The sequence below is a fragment of the Candidatus Pelagibacter communis genome, from assembly GCF_001180025.1.
In the GTDB taxonomy this organism is placed as follows: Bacteria; Pseudomonadota; Alphaproteobacteria; order Pelagibacterales; family Pelagibacteraceae; genus Pelagibacter; species Pelagibacter ubique_A.
In genome coordinates, this window is the sequence record NZ_CVSK01000067.1 from 1 (window position 1) to 26,149 (window position 26,149).

Here is a 26,149-nt window from a genome sequence, read left to right on the forward strand (position 1 = left end):
GGATGAGAGAAATATTCTTTCGAATTTTAGCTACAAAAAAAATATAGCTTACATACACACAGATCAGCGGGCCATGCCAAAAAATAAAAAAGCTTGGTCTTCTTGGAATTCATCAATAGATAACAAAAATTTAGAAAAAAATTCAATTACCTACTGGTTAAATTTATTACAAAATTTAAAATGTGATGAAAATATTTTCTTAACACTAAATCCTTACTTCAATATTGATGATAAAAAAATATTGAGAAAAGTAAAATTTACACATCCATATTACGATCAAAAAGCATTAGATGCTCAATCAGAGCTTATTAAAATACAAAATCAAAAAGATTTACTTTTTTGTGGCAGTTATTTTGGTTACGGATTTCATGAAGATGGAATAAAATCATCTATTGAAATGCTGAAAAACCTTAATGATTAGTTCTTGTATATATAATGGAAATGTAATCCATAAGAGATTTAAACCAAAAGAACATTTTTTTAAATATAAAGTATTTTCATTATTTATAGATCTATCAGAGCTAAATGAGCTTAATGATAAATTAAAATTTTTTTCATTAAATAAATTTAATCTTATTAGTTTTTATGAGAAAGATCATGGTGATCGTGATGGGTCATCTCTTTTTGACTGGGTAAAAAAAAATCTAATTAATAACAAAATTAGTTCAGAAAACATAAAAGTTAAACTTTTATGCTATCCAAGAATATTTGGTTATGTTTTTAATCCACTAAGTATTTTTTTTGTATATGATAGAGATAATAATTTAATTTCTATTTTATATGAGGTTAAGAATACATTTGGTGAGCAACACACATATGTTTTTAAAGTAGAGGGACAAAATAAATTAATTCAAAATAATTGCTCAAAAAAATTTCATGTTTCACCATTTATTGAAATGGATTGTAATTATTTTTTTAGAATATTAAATCCAGAGCAGAAGTTGTCAGTTGTAATTGATCAATATGATCAAGAAGGAAAAATTCTTTTTGCATCTCAAGATGGTGAAAGATCTGATTTGACAAGCAAAAACTTAATGAATTCTTATCTTAAACACCCTTTAATGACATTTAAAATTATCTCTGCGATACATTTTGAAGCGTTTAAATTGTGGATTAAAGGAATTAAATTTATTAAAAAAAAATTTAAAATTAAAAATAATATAACAGTAGAAAATTAATGTTTTTAAATAACGCCGCAGATAAATTAGTTTTTAAACTTCTTAATAAAATAAATAATGGTTATCTAGAGCTTACTACACATGACAGAAAAGTTTTAAAGTTTGGAAATCCAAATGAAAAATTGCATGCAAATATTTCAATCAAAAAACCAGATTTTAATTATAATTTAATTAAAGGTGGTAGTATTGGATTTGCTGAAAGCTACATGAGAGGTGAATTTGAAACTGATAATTTATCAAATTTAATTGAATTAACTGCAAGAAATATAGAAGTTATATATAAATTCTCAGGCCTTCTTGATTTTCCAATAATTAATTTTGTAAAAAATAAAATAATAAAAAATACAAAAAGTAGGAGCAAAGAAAATATTGCTAAACATTATGATCTTGGGAATGATTTTTTTTCTCTTTGGTTAGATGACACACTTACTTACTCTAGTGCTATTTTTGATGATAAATCGAAAAATCTTTCTGACGCTCAAAATAATAAATATCAAAAATTAATTGACTTAATTAAACCAAATAATGGCGACAAAGTTTTAGAAATAGGATGTGGTTGGGGAGGTTTTGCTGAGTACTTAGGTAAAAAATACGATGTTAAACTAGACTGTATAACAATATCAAAAAAACAATTTGAATACACAAAAGAAAGAATTTTTAATTGTGGTTTAAACGAAAAAGTAAATATTGAAATAAAAGATTACAGAGATCTTAAAGGCAAATACAATTCAATTGCCTCTATAGAGATGATTGAGGCAGTTGGTCAAAATTATTTAGAGGGTTATTTTAAAACTATTAAAACTAACTTATCTGATGGTGGTAAAGCAGCTATTCAAGCAATTACTATCGATGATAGGTTGTTTGATAGATACAAAAACAAACAAGATTTTATTCAAAAATATATTTTTCCTGGAGGTTTTTTACCAAATAAAAATAGTATTAATCGTTATGTTTCTGATAATGGCTTAACTATAAATTCATACATTTCTTATGCTGACCATTATGCAAATACATTGGCTATATGGAGAAATGAGTTTTTAAAAAAATGGGATTTAATAAAAAATCAAGGTTTTGATTTAACATTTAAAAGAATGTGGGAGTTTTACCTTTCTTATTGTGAAGCTGGATTTAAGTCAAAAAATATTGATCTGATACAATTTTCAATGCAAAACAAATAAAAATAATGGAAATAATTATGCGACATATAAAAATAATTAAGTCAATTTCATTGATAATTTCATTATTCTTAATTACAAGTTGCTCAAATAATAGCGCTATGAAACCAGAAGACTTTAAAAACAAAGAACCAAGATTAATTATTGAGGAATACTTATCTGGAAATGTTAAGGCTTGGGGTGTTCTGCAAAATAGATCAGGAAAAGTTACAAGACAATTTTCTGCAGATTTAAATGGAACCTGGGATGGAAAGCAATTAATTCTTAAAGAAAAATTTAATTGGGATGATGGAGAAGTTCAAGACCGAGAATGGACAATAAATAAAATTGATGAACATAATTACGAAGGAACAGCAGGAGATGTTGTGGGTAAAGCAATAGGATATTCTTACGGACCAGCGTTTAAATTTGAATATGTTTTATTAGTTCCAGTTAAAGGTAAAGAATTAAAAATAACTTTCGATGATTGGATTTTTAAACAAGATGATAGAGTTGCAATTAATAGAGCAACAATGACTAAATTTGGTTTTAAAGTAGCTGAATTGACAGTTGTATTTGTAAAAGATTAATTATTTTTTTTGATATTTCGTTAGTTTTCCAACTAAACCAAAATAAATTTTACTTGGTAAAAAACTCAATAGTTTTAATGTAATTGTAAGTGATTTTGGAAAATGTATTTCAAATATATTTTTCTTAACTAAACCTTCATAAATTTGATTTGCGGCATACTCAGGAGTTTTCAAAAAAGGCATTTTAAAATCATTTTTATCTGTCATTGGTGTTTTAATAAATCCAGGAGATACTAAACAAACACGCACATTGTACCTTTTAAAATCAAAGTACAAACTCTCAGCGAGATTATTTAATGCAGATTTAGATGGTCCATATCCAGTTGAATTAGGTAACCCTCTATATCCTGCAATTGATGAAACAATAGTAATTATACCATTTTTTTTATCTCTAAAATACTGTTCAACTGCTTTGATGCTATTCACTGTTCCAAAAAAATTCACTCTAAAAACATCTTCCATTTGTTCTACATCAATATCTTTTTCTTTTTTTGGATCCCATGTTCCGGTTGAAAAAAAACAAATATCTATATTTTCATATTTGTTTTTAATTTCATTAAATACTTCTTTGCACTTTTCTTTATCTGTTACGTCTAAAGGAAAACCTGAAATATTTTCATAAGAACTTGAAAGCTCATTTAGTAATTCAGCTCTTCTTGCAGATATAGCAACATTCCATCCCTTAGTTGCAAACTTAATTGCTAAAGCTTTACCAATTCCAGTACTGCCGCCTGTAATCCAAATAGTTTTTTTACTCATTTTTTGTTATGAATATACTTAACATGTTTAAAAATAAATTTTTAACATTTATATTGTTTCTTTCTATTACATTCTCTGCTTCATTAATTGGTGGTTTAGCTACCATTACATTTAAAGAGCCATGGTACTCATTACTAAATAAACCATCATTTAATCCACCAGATTGGATATTTGGACCTGTTTGGACTACCTTGTATACATTGATGACAATTTCAATATGGCTTTACTGGCATACAAAAAACAGAGATATGAATACTGTTTATATTTATTTTATTCATTTAGCATTTAATACAACTTGGAGTGTAGTTTTCTTTGTTTTCCATAATATGGTTTTGGCTCTTTTAGTATTAATCATATTAATAACGTTGATAATCAATCTTATTTTAAGGTTTAAACGCGTCAAGATGTTGAGTGCTTACCTAATGATTCCATATTTACTTTGGTGTAGCTTTGCACTAATTCTGAACACAAGCTTAATTATATTAAATTAGATATGGATGATGTTGTAGTAATTGGTGGTGGAATAATTGGGACGGCAACAGCTTATTTTTTATCCAAAGAAGGTAGAAAAGTTAAGGTTATTGAAAGAGATCCTACTTATAAAACAGCTTCATTCCCATTATCTCTAGGTGGTTTTAGAAGACAATTTTTCCAAAAAGAAAATATTTTATTAGGAAAATTTGCAAGAGAATTTATTTTTCAAATACCAGACTTATTAAAAACAGAAAAAAATCCTAATCCAACAGCTAGCATGGTAACCAATGGATATCTTTTAATGTTTGGTCCTGAACATGCTGAAGAACAATATAGAGCACTAGAAAATCATAAAGAATGTGATGCTGGAACAAAAAATATTAAAGGATCAGAATTATCCAAGGTTTTCCCTTATGTGAATAGTGAGGGGATAGAGACAGCAACTTATACAGATAATCAAAGTGAAGGATGGATTGATCCATTTATGTTTCACAGCGCTCTAAAGAGCAAAGCAATAGAGCTTGGAGCAGAATTTATTAAAGGTGAAGTAAAAAGTATTTCTGAAATAAATGCCAACACAATTGTTTCTGCGGCTGGTTGCTGGACAAAAGAATTGTTAAAAGACATTCCTGTTGTTCCTCAAAAGCATACTGTTTTTAGGGTTAAATGCCCAACATATATAAAAGAGATGCCTCTAAGCGGAGACTTAACAACAGGTGTGTATTGGAGACCAGAAGGAGGAGAATATTTAGCAGGATCACCTATTTCTGTATTTGATGCAGAGGATTTAGAGCCAGCTTGGAATGATTTTGAGGAGTTAGTGTGGCCAGCTCTTGCTAAAAGAATACCTGCTTTTGAAGAACTCAAATTAACTGGTGGATGGGCAGGTTACTATGATTGCAATAGATTAGATAACAATGCAGTTGTTGGTAAGCATCCAAAATTTGAAAATGTTTATATGGCATCTGGATTTACTGGTAGAGGATTAATGCAGGCACCAGGTATCGGTAGAGCCTTAACTGAATTAATCACAACAGGATCATACCAAACAATTGATATAAGTGATTTTGCTGTAGAAAGAGTTTTAGGTAAAACAGCTAGGCCAGAGCCTTACGTTTTATAACTATTGAAAAAAATGGATGGTATTAATAAAAATTTAATGTCTGAAACGGACATAGTAAAACTTATAGAAAAAAAAGATTATTTAGGAGCTGAAAAAGAACTTAATAAAATTATAAAATTTAAAAAAGATAATCACCACACGTATTTTTTATTAGCAAATATTTATGCTCTACTTAATAATTCTCAAAAAGCTGCAGAGCAATTAAAAAAATCGCTTAACCTGAATTCAGATAACAAAATTGCCCACTACAATTTGGGTGTTATGCTTCACCAACTAGGTCAGTTAGATGAAGCTCAAAAGTCATATAAAAACGCATTAAAAATAGACCCAGAATATTTACATGCAAATCTAGCTTTAGCTCTTAATTTTGAAAAACAAAATAATCTTAAAGAGGCAAAAAATTTTTTTCTAAAAACACTTTCGATTAATAAAGATTTTATTTTAGGAAATAAAATGTATGGAAAATTCTTAATGAAAAATGGTGAAATCACTCAAGGACAGTATCATGATTATAAATCTTCGGGTATAATCAGATTTAAAGAAAAATTAAATAAAAATACAAAAATAAAAAGATTAAACATCTCTCACGATACAAACTTTATAGGTTGCTGGAACATAAATAATGATGATTTATGCAAAGGAATAATTCGTTTATTTGAGGATAGAAAAGATCTACATAAAATAGGAGAATCTAGTCTTGGGAAAGATGAAAAAGTAAAAAAATCTACAGATATTACTTTAGATCCAAGAAATATTCTTAATGAAGGATTTGAAGATATTAAATCTTATATCGATTGTTTAAACGAATGTTTTCAAGATTACAAAAATCAATGGCCGTTTCTAAAAGAAAATATAAATAATTTAGATATTCCATCTTTTAATTTACAAAAATATGAAATAGGTGGTCATTTTAATATGATGCACTGCGAAAGATCTAATATTCATAGTATGCATAGAGTATTTGCATGGATGACTTATTTAAACGATGTTGAGGATGGTGGGGAAACATATTTTGAACATTTTAATTTGAGAATAAAGCCTAGTATTGGTAAAACATTAATTTGGCCAGCAGAATGGACACATGCACATAGAGGGGAAATATTGAATAAGGGATATAAATACATTATTACAGGATGGATGCATTTCCCTTTTAGTTTTAAATTTGATAATAATTAGAACAAATGAAATTACACATAGGTGGAAAAGAAATAAAAGAAGGTTGGAGTATTTTAAATATACAAAAAAATTGAAAGTGTAAAAAGTTTTTCATTTTTTAATGATACAAGCGATTATGCAACTTATGGCGCTCCAATTAGTTTTAATTTGATTGCTTATAAGTAGTACTTTAGGTTCCACAGAAAGTTTGGTATTTTTCATTATTTAATGAAGCTGGCAATTGATATTCTTTAATATTGTTCTGATTGGCGTAAGGATTTTTTAAAATATCTAATAACTTTTTCATTTTATCTAAACTACCTTCGTCTGCTTGTGCTAAAGCTTCCTCTACTTTATGATTTCTAGGGATTACAATTGGATTATTTGATTTCATAAGTTTACTTTGTTTTTCCTTAGTTGAATTATTAAACTCAGATCTTTTTTTCCATTTATTTTTCCAATCGATAAACTCATTATTTTTGTAAAGTTCATTAGAATTGATATCCATTAAATTACAAAAAGTATTTGTGTAATCTGCTTTATTTTTTTCCATCCAATTAAATAAATCATTAATTAATTTTTTATCATCTTTATCCTCACCAAATAGACCAAGCTTGTCTCTCATCATATTCAGCCATTTATCTTCATAAATATTTTGAAAGTTATCTATTAAATCAGTTGCTAATTTAATTGCAGTATCTTCATTTTTATCAATTAAAGGAATTAAACATTCTGCAAATCTTGCTAAATTCCATTTTGTAATTGGTGGTTGATTAGAAAAGGCATATCTTCCAAATTTATCGATTGAGCTAAATACAGTTTTTGGATCATAATGATCCATAAATGCGCAAGGACCATAATCTATTGTTTCACCTGAAATTGCCATGTTATCAGTATTCATAACCCCATGAATAAATCCAACTCGCATCCAATTGATTACCAACTGGCATTGTTTTTCCATTACAAGATTTAACAAGTCTAATGCTTTTGAATTCGATGTTTTAATTTCTGGATAATGTCTGTTTATTGTGTAGTCGACTAAAGTATTTAAATTTTCAATATTTTGAGTAGCAGCAATATACTGAAATGTTCCAACCCGAATATGACTTGATGCAACTCTTGTTAATATTGCACCCTGTAAAAGATTTTCTCTTACAATTTTTTCTCCAGTTTTAACAACAGCAAGGCTTCTAGTAGTTGGAATATTTAATGAATGTATCGCTTCACTAATAATATATTCTCTAAGCATAGGTCCTAGTGCTGCTCTTCCATCACCACCTCTAGAAAAAGAGGTTCTTCCTGAACCTTTAAACTGAATGTCAAAACGATTGTCATTGTTAACTAAATGCTCACCCAATAAAACTGCTCTACCATCTCCTAACATAGTAAAGTGTCCAAATTGATGACCTGCATATGCTTGCGCAATGGTATTAGTTTCTTCCGGTATGGAGTTTCCAGAAAATATTTCTGCTAATTTTTTTTTGTCTGTTTTTGAAAAATCTAAATTTAAAGTAGACGCTAGTTCCTCATTTAAAATTATTAATTCAGGGTCATGAACAGGAGTTGGTTTAATATTTTCTTTGAAAGTATTTGATAATTTTGAATAGGTATTATCAAAATGCCAACCAATGGTCATTTTAATTAACTAACTTCAGCTTGATTTTCTTTTGGTTTAACTTCTGTTTTAAATTGATTAGAGATTTTTTGTACTTCAACAGAAGATACTTTGTATTCAGCACACATTGTTTCTTCATCTTTACCATGACCTGTAACCATATTGACCATATGCTCTGGGAAATGGAACGTGGTAAATACAATTCCTTCTTTAACTTTATCTGTAACCTCAACTTTAAGTGCAACCTCGCCTCTACCTGAATAAAGTCTTCCAATATCACCAGTATTTAGATCTCTATGAGCCGCATCTTTAGGATGAATTAACAAAACATCTTCATCAACAATATTTATGTTTTTTGTTCTTCTAGTCATTGTTGCTGCGTTGTAATGTTGCAAAACTCTACTTGTTGTTAAAATCAAAGGATAGTCTTTTTGATTAGCTTGAATTTCTGATGATTCTTTCCAATCAAAGTTTTTTAGTCGGCCTTTACCTAATTTAAATGTTTCTGTATGTAAAATTTTTGTATCAGTTCCATCTTCTTGAACTGGCCATTGTAATCCAAATTTTCCAAGTCTCTCTCTAGTAACTCCCTTAAAGAAAGGAACGATATCAGCAATTTCTGCTAGAACTTGATCTGCATCATAAGTCGGCTGATCGAAGCCTAATTTCTGCATCATCTCAGTTACAATTAATCCATCAGGTTTGGTGCCTGTTAGAGGAGGCACAGCTCTGTTTACTCTTTGAATTCTTCTTTCGGTATTTGTAAATGTTCCATCCTTTTCTAAGAAAGTTGTGCCTGGGAGCACAACAGTTGCTAATTTTGCTGTTTCACTCATAAATATTTCTTGAACGACTAAAAGCTCTAAAGAGTTCATAGCTTCAATAACATGAGCACTATTAGGATCTGTTTGAACAATATCTTCTCCAATGATCCATAAACCTTTTAATTCCTTGTTTATCGCAGCTTCAAACATTTGAGGAATTTTTAATCCTGGCTTAGTTGGGTGAGTTACTCCATATTTTTGTGTGTAGAATTCTTGATGCTTTTCATCAGCTACAGGAAAATAACCAGCACCTTGGTGAGGCTGACACCCCATATCTGCTGCACCTTGAACATTGTTTTGACCTCTTAAAGGATTAACCCCTACACCATTTCGTCCAATGTTTCCAGTGATCATTGCTAAATCTGCAATTAACATTACAGTTTTAGATCCCTGTTCGTGTTCAGTAACTCCTAAACCATGGAACTCCATTGAATTTCTTGCAGTAGCATATGCAATCGCTGCTTCTTTAACTAATTGTTTATCTACACCAGCTACTTTTGCTAAATGATCAACATCTTGTCTTTCAATTTCTTTTAAGAAATTATCAAAACCTTCAGTTCTATCTCTAATAAAATCTGCATTATAAAGTTTTGATTTAATAATAAAGTACAACATCATATTTAGAACTGCAACGTTAGTTCCTGGTCTTAGTTTAATATGATAATCAGCAAGTTTCGCAAGTTCAGTTGTAACTGGATCAAGTACAATTAATTTTTTACCTTTCATAACTTGCTGTTTTATTTTTGCACCTGTTACAGGATGAGCATTTGTTGGATTAGCTCCAATTACCAAAAATAAATCCGCATGATAAATATCTTCTGTAGAGTTAGTTGCTGCCCCAGTCCCAAAAGTTTGTTGCATTCCCCAAGCTGTTGGTGAATGACAAATTCTTGCACAACAATCTACACTGTTAGTTCCCACAGCCGCTCTAATCATTTTTTGAAAAACATAATTTTCTTCATTTGTACATCTTGCAGAAGAAATTCCAGCAAAGGCATCAGGACCGTTACCTTTTGTAATTCTGTTCATTTCTTTTTTAATAAAATCATAAGCTTCATCCCACGAAGCTTCTTCAAACTTTCCATTTCTTTTAATTAAAGGTGTTTTTAATCTGTCTGGATGATCATAAAAACTAAATGCATATCTTCCTTTAATACAAGTATGACCAGCATTTACCTCTGTTTGTTTTGGAGTATCTATTGCAATAACTTTATCATCTTTTATTGATGCTTCTAAATTACATCCAACACCACAGTATGAACAAGTTGTCCTAACTTTTTTATCTACAGCTGCAGATTTAGATTGAAAAACATCTGAAATTGCATCAGTTGGACATGTATGCGCACATGCTCCACAAGATACACATGAACTATCTCCAAACATCATATCATTATCAGTTGTTATTCTAGACTCAAAACCTCTTCCGCTCATTGTAAGTACAAATGAACCTTGAATTTCATCACAAGCCCTGACACATCTTCCACAATTAATACAGTTGTCTAAATTCATTCTCATGTAATCATGAGAAGTGTCTCTTGGTATACCTTTGTGCTGTTTAGGACTGTTGTATCTATGATCAGCAACTCCTAAATCGTTTGCAACTGTTTGTAATTCACAATTATTATTTACCTCACAAGTATCACATTCCATTGGATGGTCTGTTAAAACTAATTCAACAATATTTTTTCTTAGACTTGTTAAAGCTTCATTTGAAGTAAAGATATGTTGGTTTTCAGCAACTGGAGTATGACAAGATGCGACCACTCTTGTTGGACCATCTTTTTCTAAAGCAACTTCAACAGAGCAAACTCTGCAAGCACCATAAGGAGCTAGGTTTGGATCATCACATAAAGTAGGTACTTTTTTTTCACCTACATAGCTCTTTACAAATTTTAGAATAGATGTGTGTTTAGGACCAATTTCGTATGGTTTTCCATCAATATAAGCAATTTTTCTTTTTTCTGAGCTCATTAATTATCTTTCACCATATCATTTTTCATTTCATCACCAAAGTATTTTAGGATGTTCTGAATTGGAGTTGGGATTGCTCCACAAAGAGCACATAGGCATCCTTTTTGCATGGTAACCAACAATTCTTCTAGTAATTTTAACGGAATTTTAGCTGTTTTCTTCTTAGCTTGGTCAAACATCTCCTTACCTCTGTAAGATCCAAGTCTTCCTGGGAAACATTTCCCGCATGATTCTTCTGCTGAGAATTCAAACAAGTGATGAATGTATTCAGCCATTGGAAAATCTTTTGGAATACTAACTACACTGGCGTGACCTAACATAAAACCTTTTGCTGTAAATTCTTGAAAATCTAAATTTAAATTTTCTATTTCACTTAAAGGAACAACTCCACCTAATGGACCTCCTATTTGAAAAGCTTTAACAGGCTCTTTATATCCACCACCAATTTCATTAAATATTTTTTTCATTGGTGTACCCATATCAATTTCATAAACACCTGGGTTGTTAAAGAAACTATCTAAGCAAACTAATTTTGTTCCAGCTGATTTTTTATTTCCAACTGAAGAAAATTTTTCTGATCCATTTAATAAAATTCCAGTTGCAGCAGCCAATGTTTCAACATTATTAACCACAGTTGGTTTTTTATATAACCCTTCGGTAACAGGGAAAGGAGGTCTTACATCTACCTCAGCTCTTCTTCCTTCAATAGATGCAATCAAAGCTGTTTCTTCTCCACAAATATAAGCACCTTGACCAATACAAATTCCAAGATCAAAAGAAAAATTGGTTCCTAAAATATTTTCACCTAGTAAATTTAATTTTTTAAGTTCATTGATGCAGCCATTAATTGCTTCAATAGATTTAGGATATTCACCTCTAATGTATAAAACTCCTTCATTGCTTCCTATCACATAACCACAAATTACCATTCCAAAAATAACTTTTAAAGGTTGATCCTCTAATAAATATCTATCTGAGAAAGCACCAGAGTCGCCTTCATCTGCATTACAGATAACATATTTTTTATCTCCTTTTGCTTTACTACAAAAATCCCATTTCATTCCAGTTGGAAAACCAGCACCGCCTCTTCCTGTTAAATTTGAATCTAATAATGATTTTACTATTTCTTTTTTATCTGTTTTTAAAAATTTACTTAATTGCTCTATGAATTGATCTGTTGAAGATAACTTGTCATCCATTAAAAAACTTGTTGTTGCATAACTTTTAGAGAAAAACTTATCTTGTTTAATTTCTTCACCTTTAATTATTTGGTCAATTTTTTCTATATCTTTACCAGCATAATTTTCTCCATCATAATGAAATGCATGGTTTTCATAACAATGACCTAAGCAGAACATTTCTCCAACTTTGTCGTCACCCAGTTTTTCTTTTAGTTTATCTTTTAACTTGTCTTGAGTGCCCGCACACATGCATGCACTACCGTTACAAACAAAAGCTTTCTTTTCTCTATGAGAGGGTCTTAAAAATTCATAAAAGGATTCTGCACCATGGAGAGTTGAAACGCCTAGGTTATGTTTTTTGGCAATTTCTTTAATATCTTGTGGATTATCGCTTAAGGTATTTTCTGAGATTTGCTTAAACAGGTTATCTTTTAAGCCTATTCTGCCTGATAAATTACTTATATTTTTTGACACAAATACCCTTTTATTAATTTAGCCCACAATAACTTTTTTGTTATTTGTGTAAATATTAAAACTGTCCCTCTTTACGAAACCAACAAGGGTGATGTCAAATTTATTCGCTAAATCGATAGCAAGACTAGTTGGCGCACCAACACCTATCATTATACCTATATCCGTCATCAAGACCTTTTGAACCAATTCAAAATTTAGTCTACCTGAGCATGTTATAAATTGGTTTTTCGGATCAATTTGATTGTTCTTTAATGCACAACCAATAAGTTTATCTAGAGCATTATGTCTTCCTACATCCTCTCTGACAGCAACCAATTCTCCATTGCTATTAAAAAGACCACTTGCATGAATTCCACCTGTTTTACTGAATTCTGATTGGCCTTCTCTCAATATATCTGGTGAATTAACAATTACCTCTTTTTTGATTTTAGGTTCTGATGGATTTGTTTTATCTTTTTTAATTATTTCTAGAGCATCAAGTGAAGATTTTCCACATACACCACATGAGGAATTAGTTAAGAAGTCTCTTTTTATTTTTGAAATATTTATATTTTTAGAATTATTTAAAGTTGCTAAAATTTTGTTTTGAATATTGTATTTACCAACTTTATCTCCATAACTTTCTATTGAATCAATATCATCAATATTTGCTATAATTTGTTCATTATATAAAAATCCTCTTACAAGATCCTCATCATCGCCAGGAGTTCTCATTGTTATAGATAAACTTTGATTTATCCATTTATCAGTTTCTTTATACTTTAATGAAATCTCCAATGGTTCTTCAATTGAAATTAAGTCATCTATATTTTCAAACTTATTAGATGAATATTTTAAAACTTTGTATTTGGAGTTCATAAAATTATTTTAGTGGATAGTTCTTTTTTAATAAATATTTGTTAATTATAATTGCTAATAGCAATATAATTATACAACCAAAAATTATTGGATTAATTAAATAATCATAAGAGGCACTTCCAATAATAACTATAATTGGATTTCCACCAGCAGGCGGGTGAACAATATTAAATAAAATCATTAAAAAAACTCCTGCTCCTACTGCAATTGCAATACTGATATAAATCGGAAGCGGAATGTAGTTTACAAAAATTACTCCTACTAAAGCAGTTACCAAATGTCCAAAAAAAACATTCTTTGGTTGTGCAAATGGGCTTTCAGGAAAACCAAATAGTAAAACCATTGAAGAACCGAAAGAGGCCGCAATAAAATATCCGAGTGTACTTTTATAAGTAAGGACTGTTAGCACACCAATTGTAAATGCTGAAAAAAAACCTGCAATTAGTGCTTTTTGCAATAATGGTTTTGTAATTTTAATCATTTATATTTTTAATGCTTTTGCAATAGTTCTTAAAGGTAAAAGCAAACACTCTTTCCTTGAAAGATTTTTTTTATCTAAAATTTCTTTAAAATCTTTCCAATGTTTTTCCATACTTACTTTTGCATCCTCAAAAAGTTGCTCACCAACTTTTATAAATTTTTTAACATCATCAACTCTTTTTTCCTTAACTTTTCTTGATAATAGACTGACTGATGCCTGACAATAAACACACGATTTACACTGATAACCCATATCTTTTACAACATCTTCTTTGACGATTAAGCTTATTTCCATCTCATCACCACATAATGGATTTTTGTGTTTTGACTTATGAGTATAGTTTTCAACAACTTTATTATTTTCAGTATGTGCTGCTATTTCTAAAATTCTTAAATCCATTTAATTTCTTTAATTCAACTTTCAATGCTTTATATTTTATAGATGGATCATAACAATATTTTAGGCACTGTGCTAGCAGGCGGTAAGTCACAAAGGTTTGGAGAAGATAAATCCCAAGTAAAGTTAGCTGGTAAATTGTTAATTGATCACATGTTGACTGAAATTATTGATGAATTCAAAGAACTCTTAATAGTATCAAATAATAAAATTAGTTTTTATAACTCAGAAAAAATTTCAATAATCGAAGATTATGAAAAAGGTCTTGGTCCGTTAGGTGGAGTTTTATCAGCTATGAAATGGATAAAAGAAAATCAAAAAGACTACAAATGGATAGCAACTTTCCCTGTTGATACACCTTTTTTTAAGAGACAAATGCTTAAAGACTTTATTCAAAATATTAATTTCAATGAAAGCGATTTATTTTTTATTAAGTCAAACAATACACGACACAATATATTTGGCTTATGGTCGATTAATTTACTAGATAAGTTAGAGACGGATTTAAACAATGGAGAAAGAAAAGTAGAGTTGTGGGCTAATAATACTGGGGTAAAAATAATTAATATGGAGTTTTCAAATAATGATCCTTTCTTTAATATAAATACAAAAGAAGATTTAAAAAAAGCTGAAGAAATACTCAAAAATGATTAGTTACGAAAAATCAAAGAGAATTTTAAAAAAAGCAAAAATTAAAATTAAAGATGAAAATATAAAGAGTATAAATTCTCTAAATAGAGTAGTTTCTACCAATATTTATTCTAAAATAAATTATCCAGCAGGGAATAATGCTGCATTTGATGGGTATGCAATTAATTCAAAAGATACTAATGGATTAAAAAAAAAATTTCCAAAAAAATTTAAAATTATTGGATCAATTGTAGCAGGAATGAAACCATTCAAAAAAAAGATAAAAAAATTTGATACGGCAGAAATAATGACTGGAGGAATTATTCCAAAGGGTTTTGATACAATTATTCCTATAGAACAAATAATTTTTGCTCCTAATAAAAAATATATTTTAATTGACCAAAAAATAAAAAAATTTGATCACGTTAGGTTTGCAGGCTCAGATTATAGAAAAGAGGAAGTTGTAATAAAAAAAAATACAATTGTTCACCCAAACCATATTTTAGCTTTTAAAAGTTTAGGTATTAAAAAAATTAAAGTAAAAAAAAAGATTAATATATTATTTTTTTCAACCGGAAACGAAATATCAAACAAAGATAATATTCCAAATTGGATGGTAAGAAATTCCAACACACACTATATTAGAAACTTAAATCAAAATTTTTTATTTAATTTTAAAAGCGGAAGTATATTAAGAGATAATCATCAAAATATTTTTAAACAAAAAATAAATAAATTAATTAAATCTAAAGATGATATTATTATTACGTCAGGCGCTGTGTCTGCAGGTAAGTTTGATTTCATACCTGATGTTGTTAAAAAATTTAAGTTATCAAGCTATTTCAAAAGTGCTGCAATAAGGCCCGGTAAACCAATAATGTTTGCAAAAATCAAAGGAAAAGAAAAGGCAATATTTGGACTCCCTGGAAATCCAATTTCTTCAGCTGCATGTTTTAGATTTTTTGTAATTCCATATATTTTAAATGCTTTAGGATTATCAGAAGAAAAATCAATAAAAGCTATTTTGACAAATGGATTTGTTAAAAAAAAGAATTTCACAAGATTTGTAAAAAGCCAATTAAGCACAACTAAAAATGGAAAACTAAATGTTGAAATTTTAAAAGGTCAAGAGTCTTTTAGAATTAAATCATTTGTAAAATCAAATATTTGGGTTTTGTTACCAGCTGGTAAATCAAAATTTAAAAAAGGAGATATTGTTGATTGCTTTTTCCCCAACCTTTCAAATCAAAATTTAGTTTAGAAACGTATTTTTGTTGTAGAAAATTCTATTTACAATTAGATTTCTCATTATGTTAGAGTTGAGAAATCCAAGGATAGCCATTCCCGTTGTACTTTTTGCTGGTCTATTGTGGTCGTTTGGCCCATTAGTGGTTCGATACATGGATAATCCGCAATTGGTACCTTGGCAGTATATTTTTGGCAGAGGTTTAACAATTTTCATTCTATTAAATCTTTATTTATTTTTCGAGGAAGGAAAAAATTTTTACAAAAACTATTATAAAATAGGTTTATCTGGCGTAATCGGCGGATCTGGATTGGGGATCGCTATGATTACATTTATTTATTCAATTACAAATACTAGTGCTGCTGTTACTTTGCTTTGTTTGGCAGCAATGCCTTTTTTTACAGCATTATTGGCATTTTTATTTTTAAGAGAAAAAATTTCTCTTAATGTTTGGATATCAATCATAATTGCAACAGTTGGTATCATTATTATGGCACTTGGAAATACTGGTGAAAAATCATTAATTGGTTTTGTATTTGGTTTAACTTCCTCAATTGGTTTCTCAGTTTTTTCTGTAACGCTTAGATGGAGAAAAGAAACACCAAAATTCACAACAGTAGCTTTTGCAGGTTTCTTTTGTTTTGTGTTTGCAACAATTATGATTTTATCTAAAGACTTAGTTTTCTTTTCATCTAGCTATAACGGAGCTTTATTTTCTTTACATGGGACATTAGTTTGTTTTGGTTTAATTTTATATTCAATTGGATCTAAAGCGATACCAGCAGCAGAATTGACTTTATTATCTTTAACTGAAGTTGTAGGAGGAATTTTTTGGGTTTGGTTGCCATTATTTGGTATTAATGAAGTACCATCTACAAACACTATAATTGGTGGCTTTTTTCTTTTTGTATCTATATTTTATTACAGTTTAATAATGAGATGGAACAAAAGATATATAGCATTAAATTAATATGGAACGACCAGATTTTTTTGAACTTAAAAATGGTGAAAAAGTAAAATTACCATTTACAGATAAAGAGTATAACGATCGAGTAAGCAAACTTAGATCAGTGATGGATCAAAATGGTCTTGATATGATCATCTTAACCTCAATGCATAACGTTGCATATTACACAGGCTTTATTTATTGTTCTTTTGGTAGACCTTACGGATGTGTGATCACTCAAAATAAAATTTCAACAATTTCAGCTAACATTGATGCAAGTCAACCATGGCGTAGATCCCATTGTGATAACGTTATTTATACTGATTGGAAAAGAGATAATTTTTTAAGAGCCATTGTTTCAATTATTGGAAGGGATGAACCTCCAAAAAATATTGGAATTGAATATGATCATGTCACTTTAGATATTAGAGAAAAAATAGGATCTATATTCACTTTCTCTGTATTTAGCGATGTTTCAAAAGATCTAATGAAACTTAGAATGATTAAATCTGACGAAGAAATTGAGATCATTAGAAATGGTGCAAGAATTGCAGACATTGGTGGTGAAGAAATAGTTAAAAATATAAGAGAAGATAATACGGAGATCGAAGTAGCAATTGCAGCTAGAGATAGAATGGAAAGAGAGATTGTTAAAAGCTATCCTGGTGCTGAGTATATGGACACTTGGGTATGGTTTCAATCGGGTATCAATACAGACGGAGCTCACAATCCAAAGACTAATAGAAAATTAGTCAAAGGAGATATTTTATCTTTAAATACTTTTCCAATGATCTCAGGTTACTACACTGCACTAGAGAGAACTTTATTTTTAAATCATGTCGATGATGCTTCTCTTAAAGCTTGGGAGGCAAATGTTAAAGTTCATAAAAGAGGATTAGAATTAATTAAACCAGGTGTTAAATGTTCTGATATTTGTCATGAGCTTAACGAACTTTTTGCTGAGCTTGGTTACCTTCAGTATCGAACATTTGGTTACGGACATTCATTTGGTATGCTTTCACACTTTTATGGAAGAGAATCAGGTTTAGAATTAAGAGAAGACATTGATACTGTTCTTGAGGAAAATATGGTGGTTTCTATGGAGCCAATGATAATGATTCCAGAAGGTAATCCTGGTGCAGGTGGATATAGAGAACACGATATTTTAGTGATTGGTAAAGATGGAGTAGAAAATATTACAAAATTTCCTTTCGGCCCTGAGCATAATATTATAAAAAACTAATCTTTATGAGTGATAACAAAACTATTGTTAATAGTTGGAACGAATGGGATCCGTTAAAACATGTAATTGTTGGTAGAGCGGATGGAACTTGTATTCCTGCACCAGAGCCTGCTTTGGATGCAAAAGTTCCAGAAGACAGCGATATGCGAGGTCAGTTTGGACCAAGAACAAAAGATACTGTCGATAAAGCAAATGAATTATTAGATAATTTTTCAAATATGCTTGAAAAAAGAGGCATTAAAGTTGATAGACCGACACCAATAGATTTTAATCAAAAAACATCTACACCTGATTGGGAAGCTGAAACCATGTTTGGCTGCATGCCTCCAAGGGATGTTTTGTTAACTGTGGGAAACGAAATTTTGGAAGCTACAATGAGTTATAGATGTCGTTGGTTTGAATATTTATGTTACCGACCACTTCTAAAAGATTATTATAATCAAGATCCTAACATGAGACACGAGTCTGCTCCAAAGCCAAGGTTAACTGATGCAGATTATAGAAAAGATTATCTATCAGATAAAATTGGTGTTCAAAAAAGATTAGAGTGGACTGAAAAAAAATATTTTGTAACCACTGAAGAAGAACCATTATTTGATGCAGCGGACGTATTAAGATTTGGTAAAGACTTGGTTGTACAACATGGATTTACAACAAATTTAAAAGGAATTGATTGGCTTAAAAGACATTATAAAGATCACAGAGTTCATGCAGTTAACTTCCCAGGTGATCCTTATCCAATTCATATTGATGCAACTTTTACCCCAATTAAAGAGGGTTTAATTATCAATAACCCACAAAGAAGACTTCCCAAGGAACAAAGAAAACTTTTTGAAGATAATGGTTGGGAAATTGTAGACAGCGCGCAACCAGCACATAACGAACCACCTCCCTTATGCTATTCATCAACTTGGCTATCAATGAATGTTTTAGTTTTGGATCCTAAAACTGTATGTGTTGAAAAAAGCGAAAAATATCAAGCTGAACAATTGGATAAATTAGGAATGGAAGTTATACCAGTAGAACTTAGAGATGCATATGCTTTTGGCGGAGGCTTACATTGTTGTACTGCAGATGTTTACCGAGAGGGTGAACTTAAAGATTACTTTCCAAAACAATAATTATGGCAAAAATTAAAATTAAAAGAGAGCGAGTTAAATTCGCTTCTGATAATGTTGCTGGTGCCTGTCCCGAGGTATTAGATGCAATTTTAAAAGCCAATGAGGGAGATAGCACTCCTTATGGGAATGATCCAATATCAACTGAATTACAAGATAAGTTTTCAGAAATCTTTGAAAAAGAGGTAATTATTTTTCCTACTGCCTCAGGTACTGCAGCTAATGCTTTAGCATTATCGACAATGACACCTTCTTATGGAAATATTTATTGTCATAAGATGTCCCATATAAATACAGATGAATGTGGTGCACCTGAATTTTATACAGGAGGGGGAAAGTTAGTTACTTTAAATGGAGTGATGGGAAAAATAACAGCAGAGGAGTTGGATCAATCGATAGGTGGAAAAGGGATTGTTCATCATACACAACCTTCATCAGTTAGTATTACTCAGGTTTGTGAAACAGGTGAAGTTTATCAATTAGAGGAAATTAAAAAAATTGCAGAAATCACTCATAAACATAATTTAAATTTACATATGGATGGAGCCAGATTTGCTAATGCATTGGTTTCTTTAGACGCAACTCCTGCTGAAATGACATGGAGATCTGGGGTTGATGTTTTGTCATTTGGAGCAACTAAAAATGGATGTCTAGCAGCTGAAGCAATTATATTTTTTAAGAAAGAATTAGTTGGAGACATTGCTTTTTTAATGAAAAGAGCAGGGCATTTATTATCTAAAATGCGTTTTGTCTCTGCACAATTAGATGCGTACATTTCAAATGATGTTTGGTTGAGAAATGCAAAACACGCTAATTTAATGGGTAAAAAATTAAGCGATGGCTTAAGCAAGCATAATGATATTGAAATTGCTTATCCAACAGAAGCAAATGAAGTATTTGCAAAATTTCCAAGAGAAAAAATAGAACATCTAAATTCTGAGGGTTACAAAATGAATGAAGAAGAATTAGATGGAAAAGCGGTAAGGTTAGTTGCTGCTTGGAATACTAAAGATAGTGATGTTGATGAATTATTAAATACAATTAAAGCTAATTAGGATTTTCTTTTAAAAAATTAATATACTTTATAACTTCATCATACTGTTCATCAGGAATATCTTTATAACTTGCATTAAATTTGCTTTTCACACATATAGCAACATGAGCGTATGGGTTTCTTCCTTTAGGGTGATTTGGATGGTCAGGTAATTGCCCCACCAAATAATCGCCAGCATCCTGAATAATTTTCCAGAGTTTCTGCGAGTTTTCTGGCGTCATACTACTCTAAACCTTGTTTTATCTAAAAAAGATCTAGTTTTGTGTCTAGTTATATAATGAAATCTTTTAAACAAACTTATCTTCTTTTAGCTCTGTATTTTTCGTTAATACTATCGATATAAACCCTTATTTTTTCTCTTTCCGTAACACGTCTAGATTCTACTAATTTATCCTGTAATTTTTTTCTTTTACTTTTTTCTAAGTAAGAATAATAAATTGGAATTAAAATTGTTAATCCAACTATTACTATAGCTAATAATATTTGCCAATTATTCATAAAAAATATTTGTATATTATTATTGATAAAAATTCTACCTGAGTTGATGATTATTTAGATTTTAAAGGGATTAATTTAGATATGATTAACCATATATCATTAATATACTTTTGTCTATGAAAAAGTGAAATTGAAAAAAAAAAATTTTAAAAAGTAAAAAAATTTTTACACCATAGGTGTATCAAAATTATTTATGAATGAAAAAGAGAGAATAGAATATATTAAAAAGGAATGGAAAAAATTCTTAGAAAAAAATTCTAAGAGAGATATAGATATTTCTAAAATTAAATCCATAGATGAAGTTAAACAAGCATTAAAAATACGAGAAGCTGTAGAATATATTTCCGAAGAATTTAATGTTGGCTTATCTGATGAACAAGTTGTTCTGTTATCTGATGCTTTAATTGAAAAAACAGTAATAGATGAAAAAGGAGAAATTAAAGAATTAAAATCTCGTGAGGGCAGGCCATATTTTTTTTCTCAAAACGTATTCCTGATGATAACCAGATTAGAGTTTGCTGTACTTGTAAGAGAGTTACAGAGATTAGATAGACCAGAAATATCAGAGATTTTTGAAGATATTCGTGAGCCAGATGCAATTAAGCTAAATAATATTTTAGAAAAAGATAATATAAAAATTGAAAATAACAATGATTATCCTAGAATAAGAGGATATCATCTAACTGATATAAATAAATAAAGATTTAAGATATGGCTGATAAAATAAAATATGGAAATACCTCAGCTTTAACTGAATATATGATTGAAGGTAACAGAGTATCAAGACTCGAATCGTTGCTATTATTCGGGGTACAAAATTTTACAGCTGTTCTTACAATCATCAAAAGAAAAGGATTTATTGTAAAAAAAACACCCGTTTCTATGGCCAAAATTTTAAGGCGAATAAATAAAGATCTTAAGTGCGAGCCACCAAAAAATTTACCCATAAGAGATATAATAATGAGTGAATGGTGGATAAGTAAATGAGCAGATCTTTTAGTCAAAGACAAAGAAAAATTTTAGAGATAGTTGGTGGAAACACTTGTGCTTCTTGTGGCAAAAATCTTAAGGATGGATTCCATGCCGATCATGTAATACCTTACTCTAAAAAAGGTAAGACAATATTAAACAATGGGCAAGCTTTATGTCCAAAGTGTAATTTAAAAAAGGGTGCAAAGTAAATGTCATTGTCTTTAAGATCTTGGCAAGACCAAGCAGTAAATAAGTCTTTAAATTGGTATTTTAGCCAGGAACAAGCAAATAATAAATTTTTAATTAATGCTGCACCTGGTGCTGGAAAAACTATTTGTGCTGCTGTAATCGCAAAAAAACTTATTGAAAAAGAGGCTGTAAAAAGAGTTATTGTTATAGCACCAAGAAAGGAAGTTGTAAGACAATGGAAAGATGAGTTTAAAGCTGTAACTGGCAGAACTATGCTTGTTGTAGTAGGTAAAAACGAGGATCAGGGATTAGATGTTTGTGCAACCTGGAACTCAGTAAATGATCAAAAAGATTTATTCCAAACAATTTGTGAAACAGATAACACTTTAGTTATATGCGATGAACATCATCATGCGGCGGTTAAAGCTGCTTGGGGAGAAAGTGCTGATAGCGCATTTTTAAAAGCAAAATATGTTTTAATTTTAACTGGAACACCAATACGTAGTGATGGCGAAAGACCTGTTTGGTTTGAATATTCTGGTGGGGAGATTACGCATCCTGAAGAAGGCCAGTATACACTTACATATGGTGAAGCAGTAGATTTAAAATATTGTAGACCAGCATTTTTTCATCGACATGAAGGTAAATTCACTGTTGTTCTTAAAGATGAAAATGATCCAATATTTGTATCAGGGACAACAGGCATAGAAATAGATGAAAAAAAGCATACTAAAAAATTTATTGGAGCAATTCAAAAATCTTGCGATTTTTACACATTAGCCAGGTCACCAAAATATAAAAAGGACGGAAAAACACCTGATTTAAATTCTTATCAAGCATCAATGTTAGAGTGGGGGATATCTAAACTTGAAGATATCAAAGAAAGATTACCAAATGCTGGAGGGTTAGTTATTGCACCTAATATTAAGGTTGCTGAGTACATGGCTGATACTCTTAAAGAATTAACAGGCGAAAAACCAATGTTGGTTCATAGCAATATGTCCAATGCAGATAGTTTAATTGAAGCATTTAGAGAGAGTAACAAGGATTGGATCGTATCTGTTGCAATGATCAGTGAAGGTGTAGATATAAAAAGATTAAGAGTTCTTGTTTATCTTCCAAATGCACAAACTGAATTATCTTTTAGACAAGCATTGGGAAGAGTTGTTAGATCTGCAGGAAAAAACGATGACTCTAGCGCATATGTGGTAATGCCTACTCATAATATTTTTGAAGATTATGCTCGTAGAGTAGAAAGAGAGATGAAATTAATCAAAATAAAAGAATCCTCAAAAAATACAAAAATTTGTCCTAAGTGTGAGGAGGAAAATGACAAAAGTAACGTTGAATGTAAATTTTGTGGATATGAATTTCCTCAAAGATCAACAAGATTTAAAGTGTGCGAAAACGATGGTTGTGGTCATCAAAACCCAGTAAATCTAGATGAATGCCAAAAATGTGGTGAGAAGTTTGGTCATGATTTTGTTATTACATTAGATAATGCTTTGAGAATGGGTGGAATTGCAAGAGAAATGGATGTAGATGAGGCCGATGTTCAAGAGGCTGAAAAATATTATAAGAATATTAGAAAAGAAATTTTAGAAAGTGGTGATGCACGAGTGATTGAGGTTTTAAGCTTGTTTCCAGATGAAGCGCTAGTTAAATTAAAAAGAATACTAGATAAAGCATCAAAATAATTTATATCAATTTTAAGACAAAATTCAGTCTAATTATTAACATCAGAAAATGTTTTTATTAATTATTGAAAATCTCAGAACTTAATAAAATAACAAAAATAATTACAGGAGAATTAAGGCTCTTCCCAGATCCAGTAAGGCTTTTAGCTCCAAAATTGTTAAATTATACAAAAAATTATAGAGATTTTTTAATATTATTTGAACTGTCAAAATTTCAATCAAACAGAAGTCAAATTTTAAAGATAATTCAAAATAATCAATTTATTTCTGAAAAACTAAGCGAACTTATAAAAAGAAAATCTAATAAAAAAATAAATAACAAAATTAATAACATGCTTGAAAAAATACATAACAATGAGGAAATTAACTTATGATAGATTATCTATTTTATTTATGTGTCGATATTCTTGTTTGGATAGCAAATTTTACTGGAACAAGTTATGAGTTTGTTAATATAGTAATATTTGTTGTTGGTTATCCATTATTTGCAATAGCTTTGCTTTTAATAATTTATTTCCAATATAAAAAAATAAAAAAAATAGAGCATAAACTTGATTTATGAATTTCTAATAGTAATTTTAATCAAAAAATTTATTGGTTTTGTTAATTTAATCTTAGAGATTTTTTTGTTAGGTTATTTACCTCTTTGGTCTATTAAAAAAATTAATCTTTTTAAAAACATAATTAAGTCAAAAATAAAACATCTAAGAATGATTTGCTAGGCATATGCATTGGATTTCAATCCTTTTCTATCGTATTCCGCTTTTTTTATTATCTCCCTTGTTGCGTAATTCGAACCAAACGAAAAGGATTGAGACCATTACAAATTACAAACTTTTAACTCTCAAAAAATCAATCAACAATAGGAGTTCCAATATATGGAAATAGGCCGTGTCTGTAAGTACTGTCACGTGAGTGCTTACGTTGCGTATGATAACTGCGATCCCGTTTATAAACAAACTTTCAAATTTGAAATATTACCAGGTGAACACAACAGTTTAGTCTGGGATAAAATCATAAAAATATTTAAGAAAAATGGATACAAAGTGGAGCTCAAATCATGAAAAGAGTTTTACTTATTATTTTATTACATCTATCTCTTTTTTTTATTATTTTTGCCTATCACACTCAAGCTGAAGAATTAGAAGAAGAATGGAGCATTGAAAGATTTGAAAACTTGATATTTGCACGGGTTTATGGAGAGGTAATTCATGGAGATAGTTTAAATTTTTTTATTAGAGCTTCAGATAATTGTGAAAAGGTTTGGCACAATTTTACATTTTATACATATGAACAACCTGGAGATATAAAACAACTACTTCACAAACATATTCCAATAAAGATTAATAATGAGGAAGTGACAGCATACGTCGATCATATTATGCCATTTTTACAAGGATATAGAGTTTTATTTTCCTTAGGATCATTTCCTATCAAAGAATATATTTACAAGTTAAATAATTTTTATATCGAAGAAAAAAAATTTGAAATTAAAATAATTGATGGACTTGATTTTAAAACTAGTAAATATTTTGATATATCTATCAATAGCTGGAAATTAGATAAACTTGTTCCATCTGTACTTGAAGCTCACAGAAAATGTAAAGAAATTAGCAATTTAAATAGTTAATGATTTATCTAAAAAAGATCTAGTTCTGTGTCTAGTTTGTTGCTTAAATTGATGAGTCTTAATGCGAATTATTTTCAATTAAAATTTAATTATCCGCGTAACTAGTGTGGAGTAGTGTGAGGTAGTGTGAGCTAGTGTGTACCTCTAGCACCCCAAATAATCGCCAGCTTCCTGAATAATTTTCCAGAGTTTACTTGCGTTTTCTTTATTCATATTGATGAATTTTATCTAAAAAATAAACTTTTTCTAATATCTATAACTTCTCTGATCTGTTTGTCTTTAATAGCATTCCAAGAAACAAATAAAGTACATAATTGATATAAGGCAAAAATCTCATTTTTTTGATTTTGAGATAAATCACTATCTGCCTCTACATAGTTTTCAAAATAAGAAATATTATTTCTTGCACAGTTTAAATAATATTTACAAGCATCTGTAACTGTAGCTGTTGACCACCAGTTTGAATCTCTGAAAAGATTAGATATTTCTTGATAGAAAGAACTTGTTTCAGAAATAGCCAAATCCTTTTGAACATTTTCAGAAAATTGATCTAATTCAAATTGAATTAAAGCTAGTATTTTTTTTTCACTACTTCTCTTTACAAGTAGCTCAATGACATTTTTATATGACATTGATTGGATTTTATTCCAATTATCAAAAAAATCGTTTGGTGCTTTATTTGAATCTCCCATA

The 26,149-nt window shown here is 29.8% G+C and carries 29 protein-coding genes and 1 pseudogene; 20 read left to right on the forward strand and 10 right to left on the reverse strand.

What is annotated here, in order from left to right:
• The 4 genes and pseudogenes from AMN83_RS03030 to AMN83_RS03045 form a co-directional block, all read left to right on the forward strand.
• Positions 1 to 421 (forward strand): annotated as a pseudogene (locus tag AMN83_RS03030) (NAD(P)/FAD-dependent oxidoreductase); the annotation flags it as partial.
• Positions 414 to 1,178, forward strand: a complete 765-nt coding sequence (locus AMN83_RS03035) for a DUF1365 domain-containing protein (RefSeq protein ID WP_075504206.1) — start codon at positions 414 to 416, stop codon at positions 1,176 to 1,178. The pseudogene AMN83_RS03030 and the gene AMN83_RS03035, both read left to right, overlap by 8 nt.
• Positions 1,178 to 2,356, forward strand: a complete 1,179-nt coding sequence (locus tag AMN83_RS03040) for an SAM-dependent methyltransferase (RefSeq protein WP_075504207.1) — start codon at positions 1,178 to 1,180, stop codon at positions 2,354 to 2,356. The genes AMN83_RS03035 and AMN83_RS03040 overlap by 1 nt, the downstream gene beginning before the upstream one ends.
• A 17-nt stretch (positions 2,357 to 2,373) precedes the next feature.
• Entirely contained in the window at positions 2,374 to 2,922 is a 549-nt protein-coding gene (locus tag AMN83_RS03045) for a DUF3833 domain-containing protein (protein ID WP_034390313.1), read from the forward strand.
• Here the strand turns inward: AMN83_RS03045 and AMN83_RS03050 are convergent, their stop codons facing one another.
• Positions 2,923 to 3,681 (reverse strand): SDR family NAD(P)-dependent oxidoreductase, encoded by a 759-nt coding sequence (locus AMN83_RS03050; protein WP_075504208.1) that lies wholly within the window; start codon positions 3,679 to 3,681, stop codon positions 2,923 to 2,925.
• A gap of 23 nt (positions 3,682 to 3,704) precedes the next feature.
• Between AMN83_RS03050 and AMN83_RS03055 the strand changes: the two genes are divergently transcribed.
• Genes AMN83_RS03055 through AMN83_RS05100 form a run of 3 tightly spaced genes read left to right on the forward strand, consistent with a single transcriptional unit; the run spans position 3,705 to position 6,454 of the window.
• Complete coding sequence (locus AMN83_RS03055) at positions 3,705 to 4,172, forward strand: TspO/MBR family protein (protein WP_075504393.1); 468 nt, start codon at positions 3,705 to 3,707, stop codon at positions 4,170 to 4,172.
• Between the two features lie 2 nt (positions 4,173 to 4,174).
• Positions 4,175 to 5,278: an NAD(P)/FAD-dependent oxidoreductase gene (locus AMN83_RS03060; protein WP_075504209.1), complete on the forward strand. Its 1,104-nt coding sequence runs from the start codon at positions 4,175 to 4,177 to the stop codon at positions 5,276 to 5,278.
• 12 nt (positions 5,279 to 5,290) lie between these two features.
• Positions 5,291 to 6,454 (forward strand): tetratricopeptide repeat protein, encoded by a 1,164-nt coding sequence (locus AMN83_RS05100; RefSeq protein WP_082255111.1) that lies wholly within the window; start codon positions 5,291 to 5,293, stop codon positions 6,452 to 6,454.
• A 169-nt stretch (positions 6,455 to 6,623) separates the two neighbouring features.
• Here AMN83_RS05100 and AMN83_RS03075 read toward each other — a convergent pair whose 3' ends face one another.
• The 6 genes from AMN83_RS03075 to AMN83_RS03100 are packed head-to-tail and all read right to left on the reverse strand — an operon-like array spanning position 6,624 to position 14,236.
• Positions 6,624 to 8,069 carry a protein adenylyltransferase SelO gene (locus AMN83_RS03075; RefSeq protein ID WP_075504210.1) on the reverse strand — a complete coding sequence of 482 codons (1,446 nt, stop codon included), beginning with the start codon at positions 8,067 to 8,069 and terminating at the stop codon, positions 6,624 to 6,626.
• Positions 8,070 to 8,074: 5 nt separating this feature from the next.
• On the reverse strand, positions 8,075 to 10,843 hold the full coding sequence (gene fdhF, locus AMN83_RS03080; RefSeq protein WP_075504211.1) for a formate dehydrogenase subunit alpha: 2,769 nt from the start codon (positions 10,841 to 10,843) through the stop codon (positions 8,075 to 8,077).
• Positions 10,843 to 12,498, reverse strand: coding sequence for an NADH-ubiquinone oxidoreductase-F iron-sulfur binding region domain-containing protein (locus tag AMN83_RS03085; protein WP_075504212.1), 1,656 nt, complete (start codon positions 12,496 to 12,498; stop codon positions 10,843 to 10,845). The genes fdhF and AMN83_RS03085 overlap by 1 nt, the downstream gene beginning before the upstream one ends.
• An 18-nt stretch (positions 12,499 to 12,516) precedes the next feature.
• Positions 12,517 to 13,356 carry a formate dehydrogenase accessory sulfurtransferase FdhD gene (gene fdhD, locus AMN83_RS03090; protein WP_075504213.1) on the reverse strand — a complete coding sequence of 280 codons (840 nt, stop codon included), beginning with the start codon at positions 13,354 to 13,356 and terminating at the stop codon, positions 12,517 to 12,519.
• Positions 13,357 to 13,360: 4 nt separating this feature from the next.
• Positions 13,361 to 13,837 carry an HPP family protein gene (locus tag AMN83_RS03095; RefSeq protein WP_075504214.1) on the reverse strand — a complete coding sequence of 159 codons (477 nt, stop codon included), beginning with the start codon at positions 13,835 to 13,837 and terminating at the stop codon, positions 13,361 to 13,363.
• Positions 13,838 to 14,236 (reverse strand): iron-sulfur cluster assembly scaffold protein, encoded by a 399-nt coding sequence (locus AMN83_RS03100; protein WP_075504215.1) that lies wholly within the window; start codon positions 14,234 to 14,236, stop codon positions 13,838 to 13,840.
• Between the two features lie 42 nt (positions 14,237 to 14,278).
• Between AMN83_RS03100 and mobA the strand changes: the two genes are divergently transcribed.
• From mobA to AMN83_RS03130, 6 genes are read left to right on the forward strand one after another with little or no spacing between them, the layout of a single operon-like run.
• Positions 14,279 to 14,887, forward strand: coding sequence for a molybdenum cofactor guanylyltransferase (gene mobA, locus AMN83_RS03105; protein ID WP_075504216.1), 609 nt, complete (start codon positions 14,279 to 14,281; stop codon positions 14,885 to 14,887).
• Positions 14,880 to 16,124 (forward strand): molybdopterin molybdotransferase MoeA, encoded by a 1,245-nt coding sequence (locus tag AMN83_RS03110; RefSeq protein ID WP_075504217.1) that lies wholly within the window; start codon positions 14,880 to 14,882, stop codon positions 16,122 to 16,124. Before mobA ends, AMN83_RS03110 begins: the two co-directional genes overlap by 8 nt.
• Before the next feature lie 49 nt (positions 16,125 to 16,173).
• The gene (locus AMN83_RS03115) at positions 16,174 to 17,079 is read left to right on the forward strand and encodes a DMT family transporter (RefSeq protein WP_075504218.1); all 906 of its coding nucleotides are present in this window, start codon (positions 16,174 to 16,176) and stop codon (positions 17,077 to 17,079) included.
• Between the two features lies 1 nt (position 17,080).
• A complete protein-coding gene (locus AMN83_RS03120; protein WP_075504219.1) occupies positions 17,081 to 18,298 on the forward strand; it encodes an aminopeptidase P family protein in 1,218 nt (405 codons plus the stop codon).
• Positions 18,299 to 18,303: 5 nt separating this feature from the next.
• Positions 18,304 to 19,419 carry a serine/threonine protein kinase gene (locus AMN83_RS03125; RefSeq protein ID WP_075504220.1) on the forward strand — a complete coding sequence of 372 codons (1,116 nt, stop codon included), beginning with the start codon at positions 18,304 to 18,306 and terminating at the stop codon, positions 19,417 to 19,419.
• A gap of 2 nt (positions 19,420 to 19,421) precedes the next feature.
• Positions 19,422 to 20,471, forward strand: a complete 1,050-nt coding sequence (locus AMN83_RS03130; RefSeq protein ID WP_075504221.1) for a threonine aldolase family protein — start codon at positions 19,422 to 19,424, stop codon at positions 20,469 to 20,471.
• Here AMN83_RS03130 and AMN83_RS03135 read toward each other — a convergent pair.
• A complete protein-coding gene (locus tag AMN83_RS03135; protein ID WP_075504222.1) occupies positions 20,464 to 20,691 on the reverse strand; it encodes a hypothetical protein in 228 nt (75 codons plus the stop codon). The two genes, AMN83_RS03130 and AMN83_RS03135, sit on opposite strands and share 8 nt — an antisense overlap.
• A 76-nt stretch (positions 20,692 to 20,767) precedes the next feature.
• Positions 20,768 to 20,968 (reverse strand): hypothetical protein, encoded by a 201-nt coding sequence (locus AMN83_RS03140; protein ID WP_075504223.1) that lies wholly within the window; start codon positions 20,966 to 20,968, stop codon positions 20,768 to 20,770.
• Between the two features lie 193 nt (positions 20,969 to 21,161).
• On the opposite strand from AMN83_RS03140, the gene AMN83_RS03145 reads away from it, so the two are divergent.
• From AMN83_RS03145 to AMN83_RS03180, 7 genes are all read left to right on the forward strand, one after another.
• On the forward strand, positions 21,162 to 21,668 hold the full coding sequence (locus AMN83_RS03145) for a hypothetical protein (protein WP_075504224.1): 507 nt from the start codon (positions 21,162 to 21,164) through the stop codon (positions 21,666 to 21,668).
• A gap of 11 nt (positions 21,669 to 21,679) precedes the next feature.
• Entirely contained in the window at positions 21,680 to 21,955 is a 276-nt protein-coding gene (locus AMN83_RS03150) for a hypothetical protein (RefSeq protein ID WP_075504225.1), read from the forward strand.
• The gene (locus tag AMN83_RS03155; protein ID WP_075504226.1) at positions 21,952 to 22,149 is read left to right on the forward strand and encodes an HNH endonuclease; all 198 of its coding nucleotides are present in this window, start codon (positions 21,952 to 21,954) and stop codon (positions 22,147 to 22,149) included. The genes AMN83_RS03150 and AMN83_RS03155 overlap by 4 nt, the downstream gene beginning before the upstream one ends.
• The gene (locus AMN83_RS03160) at positions 22,150 to 23,826 is read left to right on the forward strand and encodes a DEAD/DEAH box helicase (protein WP_075504227.1); all 1,677 of its coding nucleotides are present in this window, start codon (positions 22,150 to 22,152) and stop codon (positions 23,824 to 23,826) included.
• A 65-nt stretch (positions 23,827 to 23,891) separates the two neighbouring features.
• The gene (locus AMN83_RS03165) at positions 23,892 to 24,200 is read left to right on the forward strand and encodes a hypothetical protein (RefSeq protein ID WP_075504228.1); all 309 of its coding nucleotides are present in this window, start codon (positions 23,892 to 23,894) and stop codon (positions 24,198 to 24,200) included.
• The gene (locus tag AMN83_RS03170; protein ID WP_075504229.1) at positions 24,197 to 24,388 is read left to right on the forward strand and encodes a hypothetical protein; all 192 of its coding nucleotides are present in this window, start codon (positions 24,197 to 24,199) and stop codon (positions 24,386 to 24,388) included. The genes AMN83_RS03165 and AMN83_RS03170 overlap by 4 nt, the downstream gene beginning before the upstream one ends.
• Positions 24,389 to 24,886: 498 nt before the next feature.
• Positions 24,887 to 25,456, forward strand: coding sequence for a hypothetical protein (locus AMN83_RS03180; RefSeq protein ID WP_075504230.1), 570 nt, complete (start codon positions 24,887 to 24,889; stop codon positions 25,454 to 25,456).
• A 224-nt stretch (positions 25,457 to 25,680) separates the two neighbouring features.
• Here AMN83_RS03180 and AMN83_RS03185 read toward each other — a convergent pair whose 3' ends face one another.
• Positions 25,681 to 26,148: a hypothetical protein gene (locus tag AMN83_RS03185; RefSeq protein WP_075504231.1), complete on the reverse strand. Its 468-nt coding sequence runs from the start codon at positions 26,146 to 26,148 to the stop codon at positions 25,681 to 25,683.
• Position 26,149: the final 1 nt, after the last annotated feature.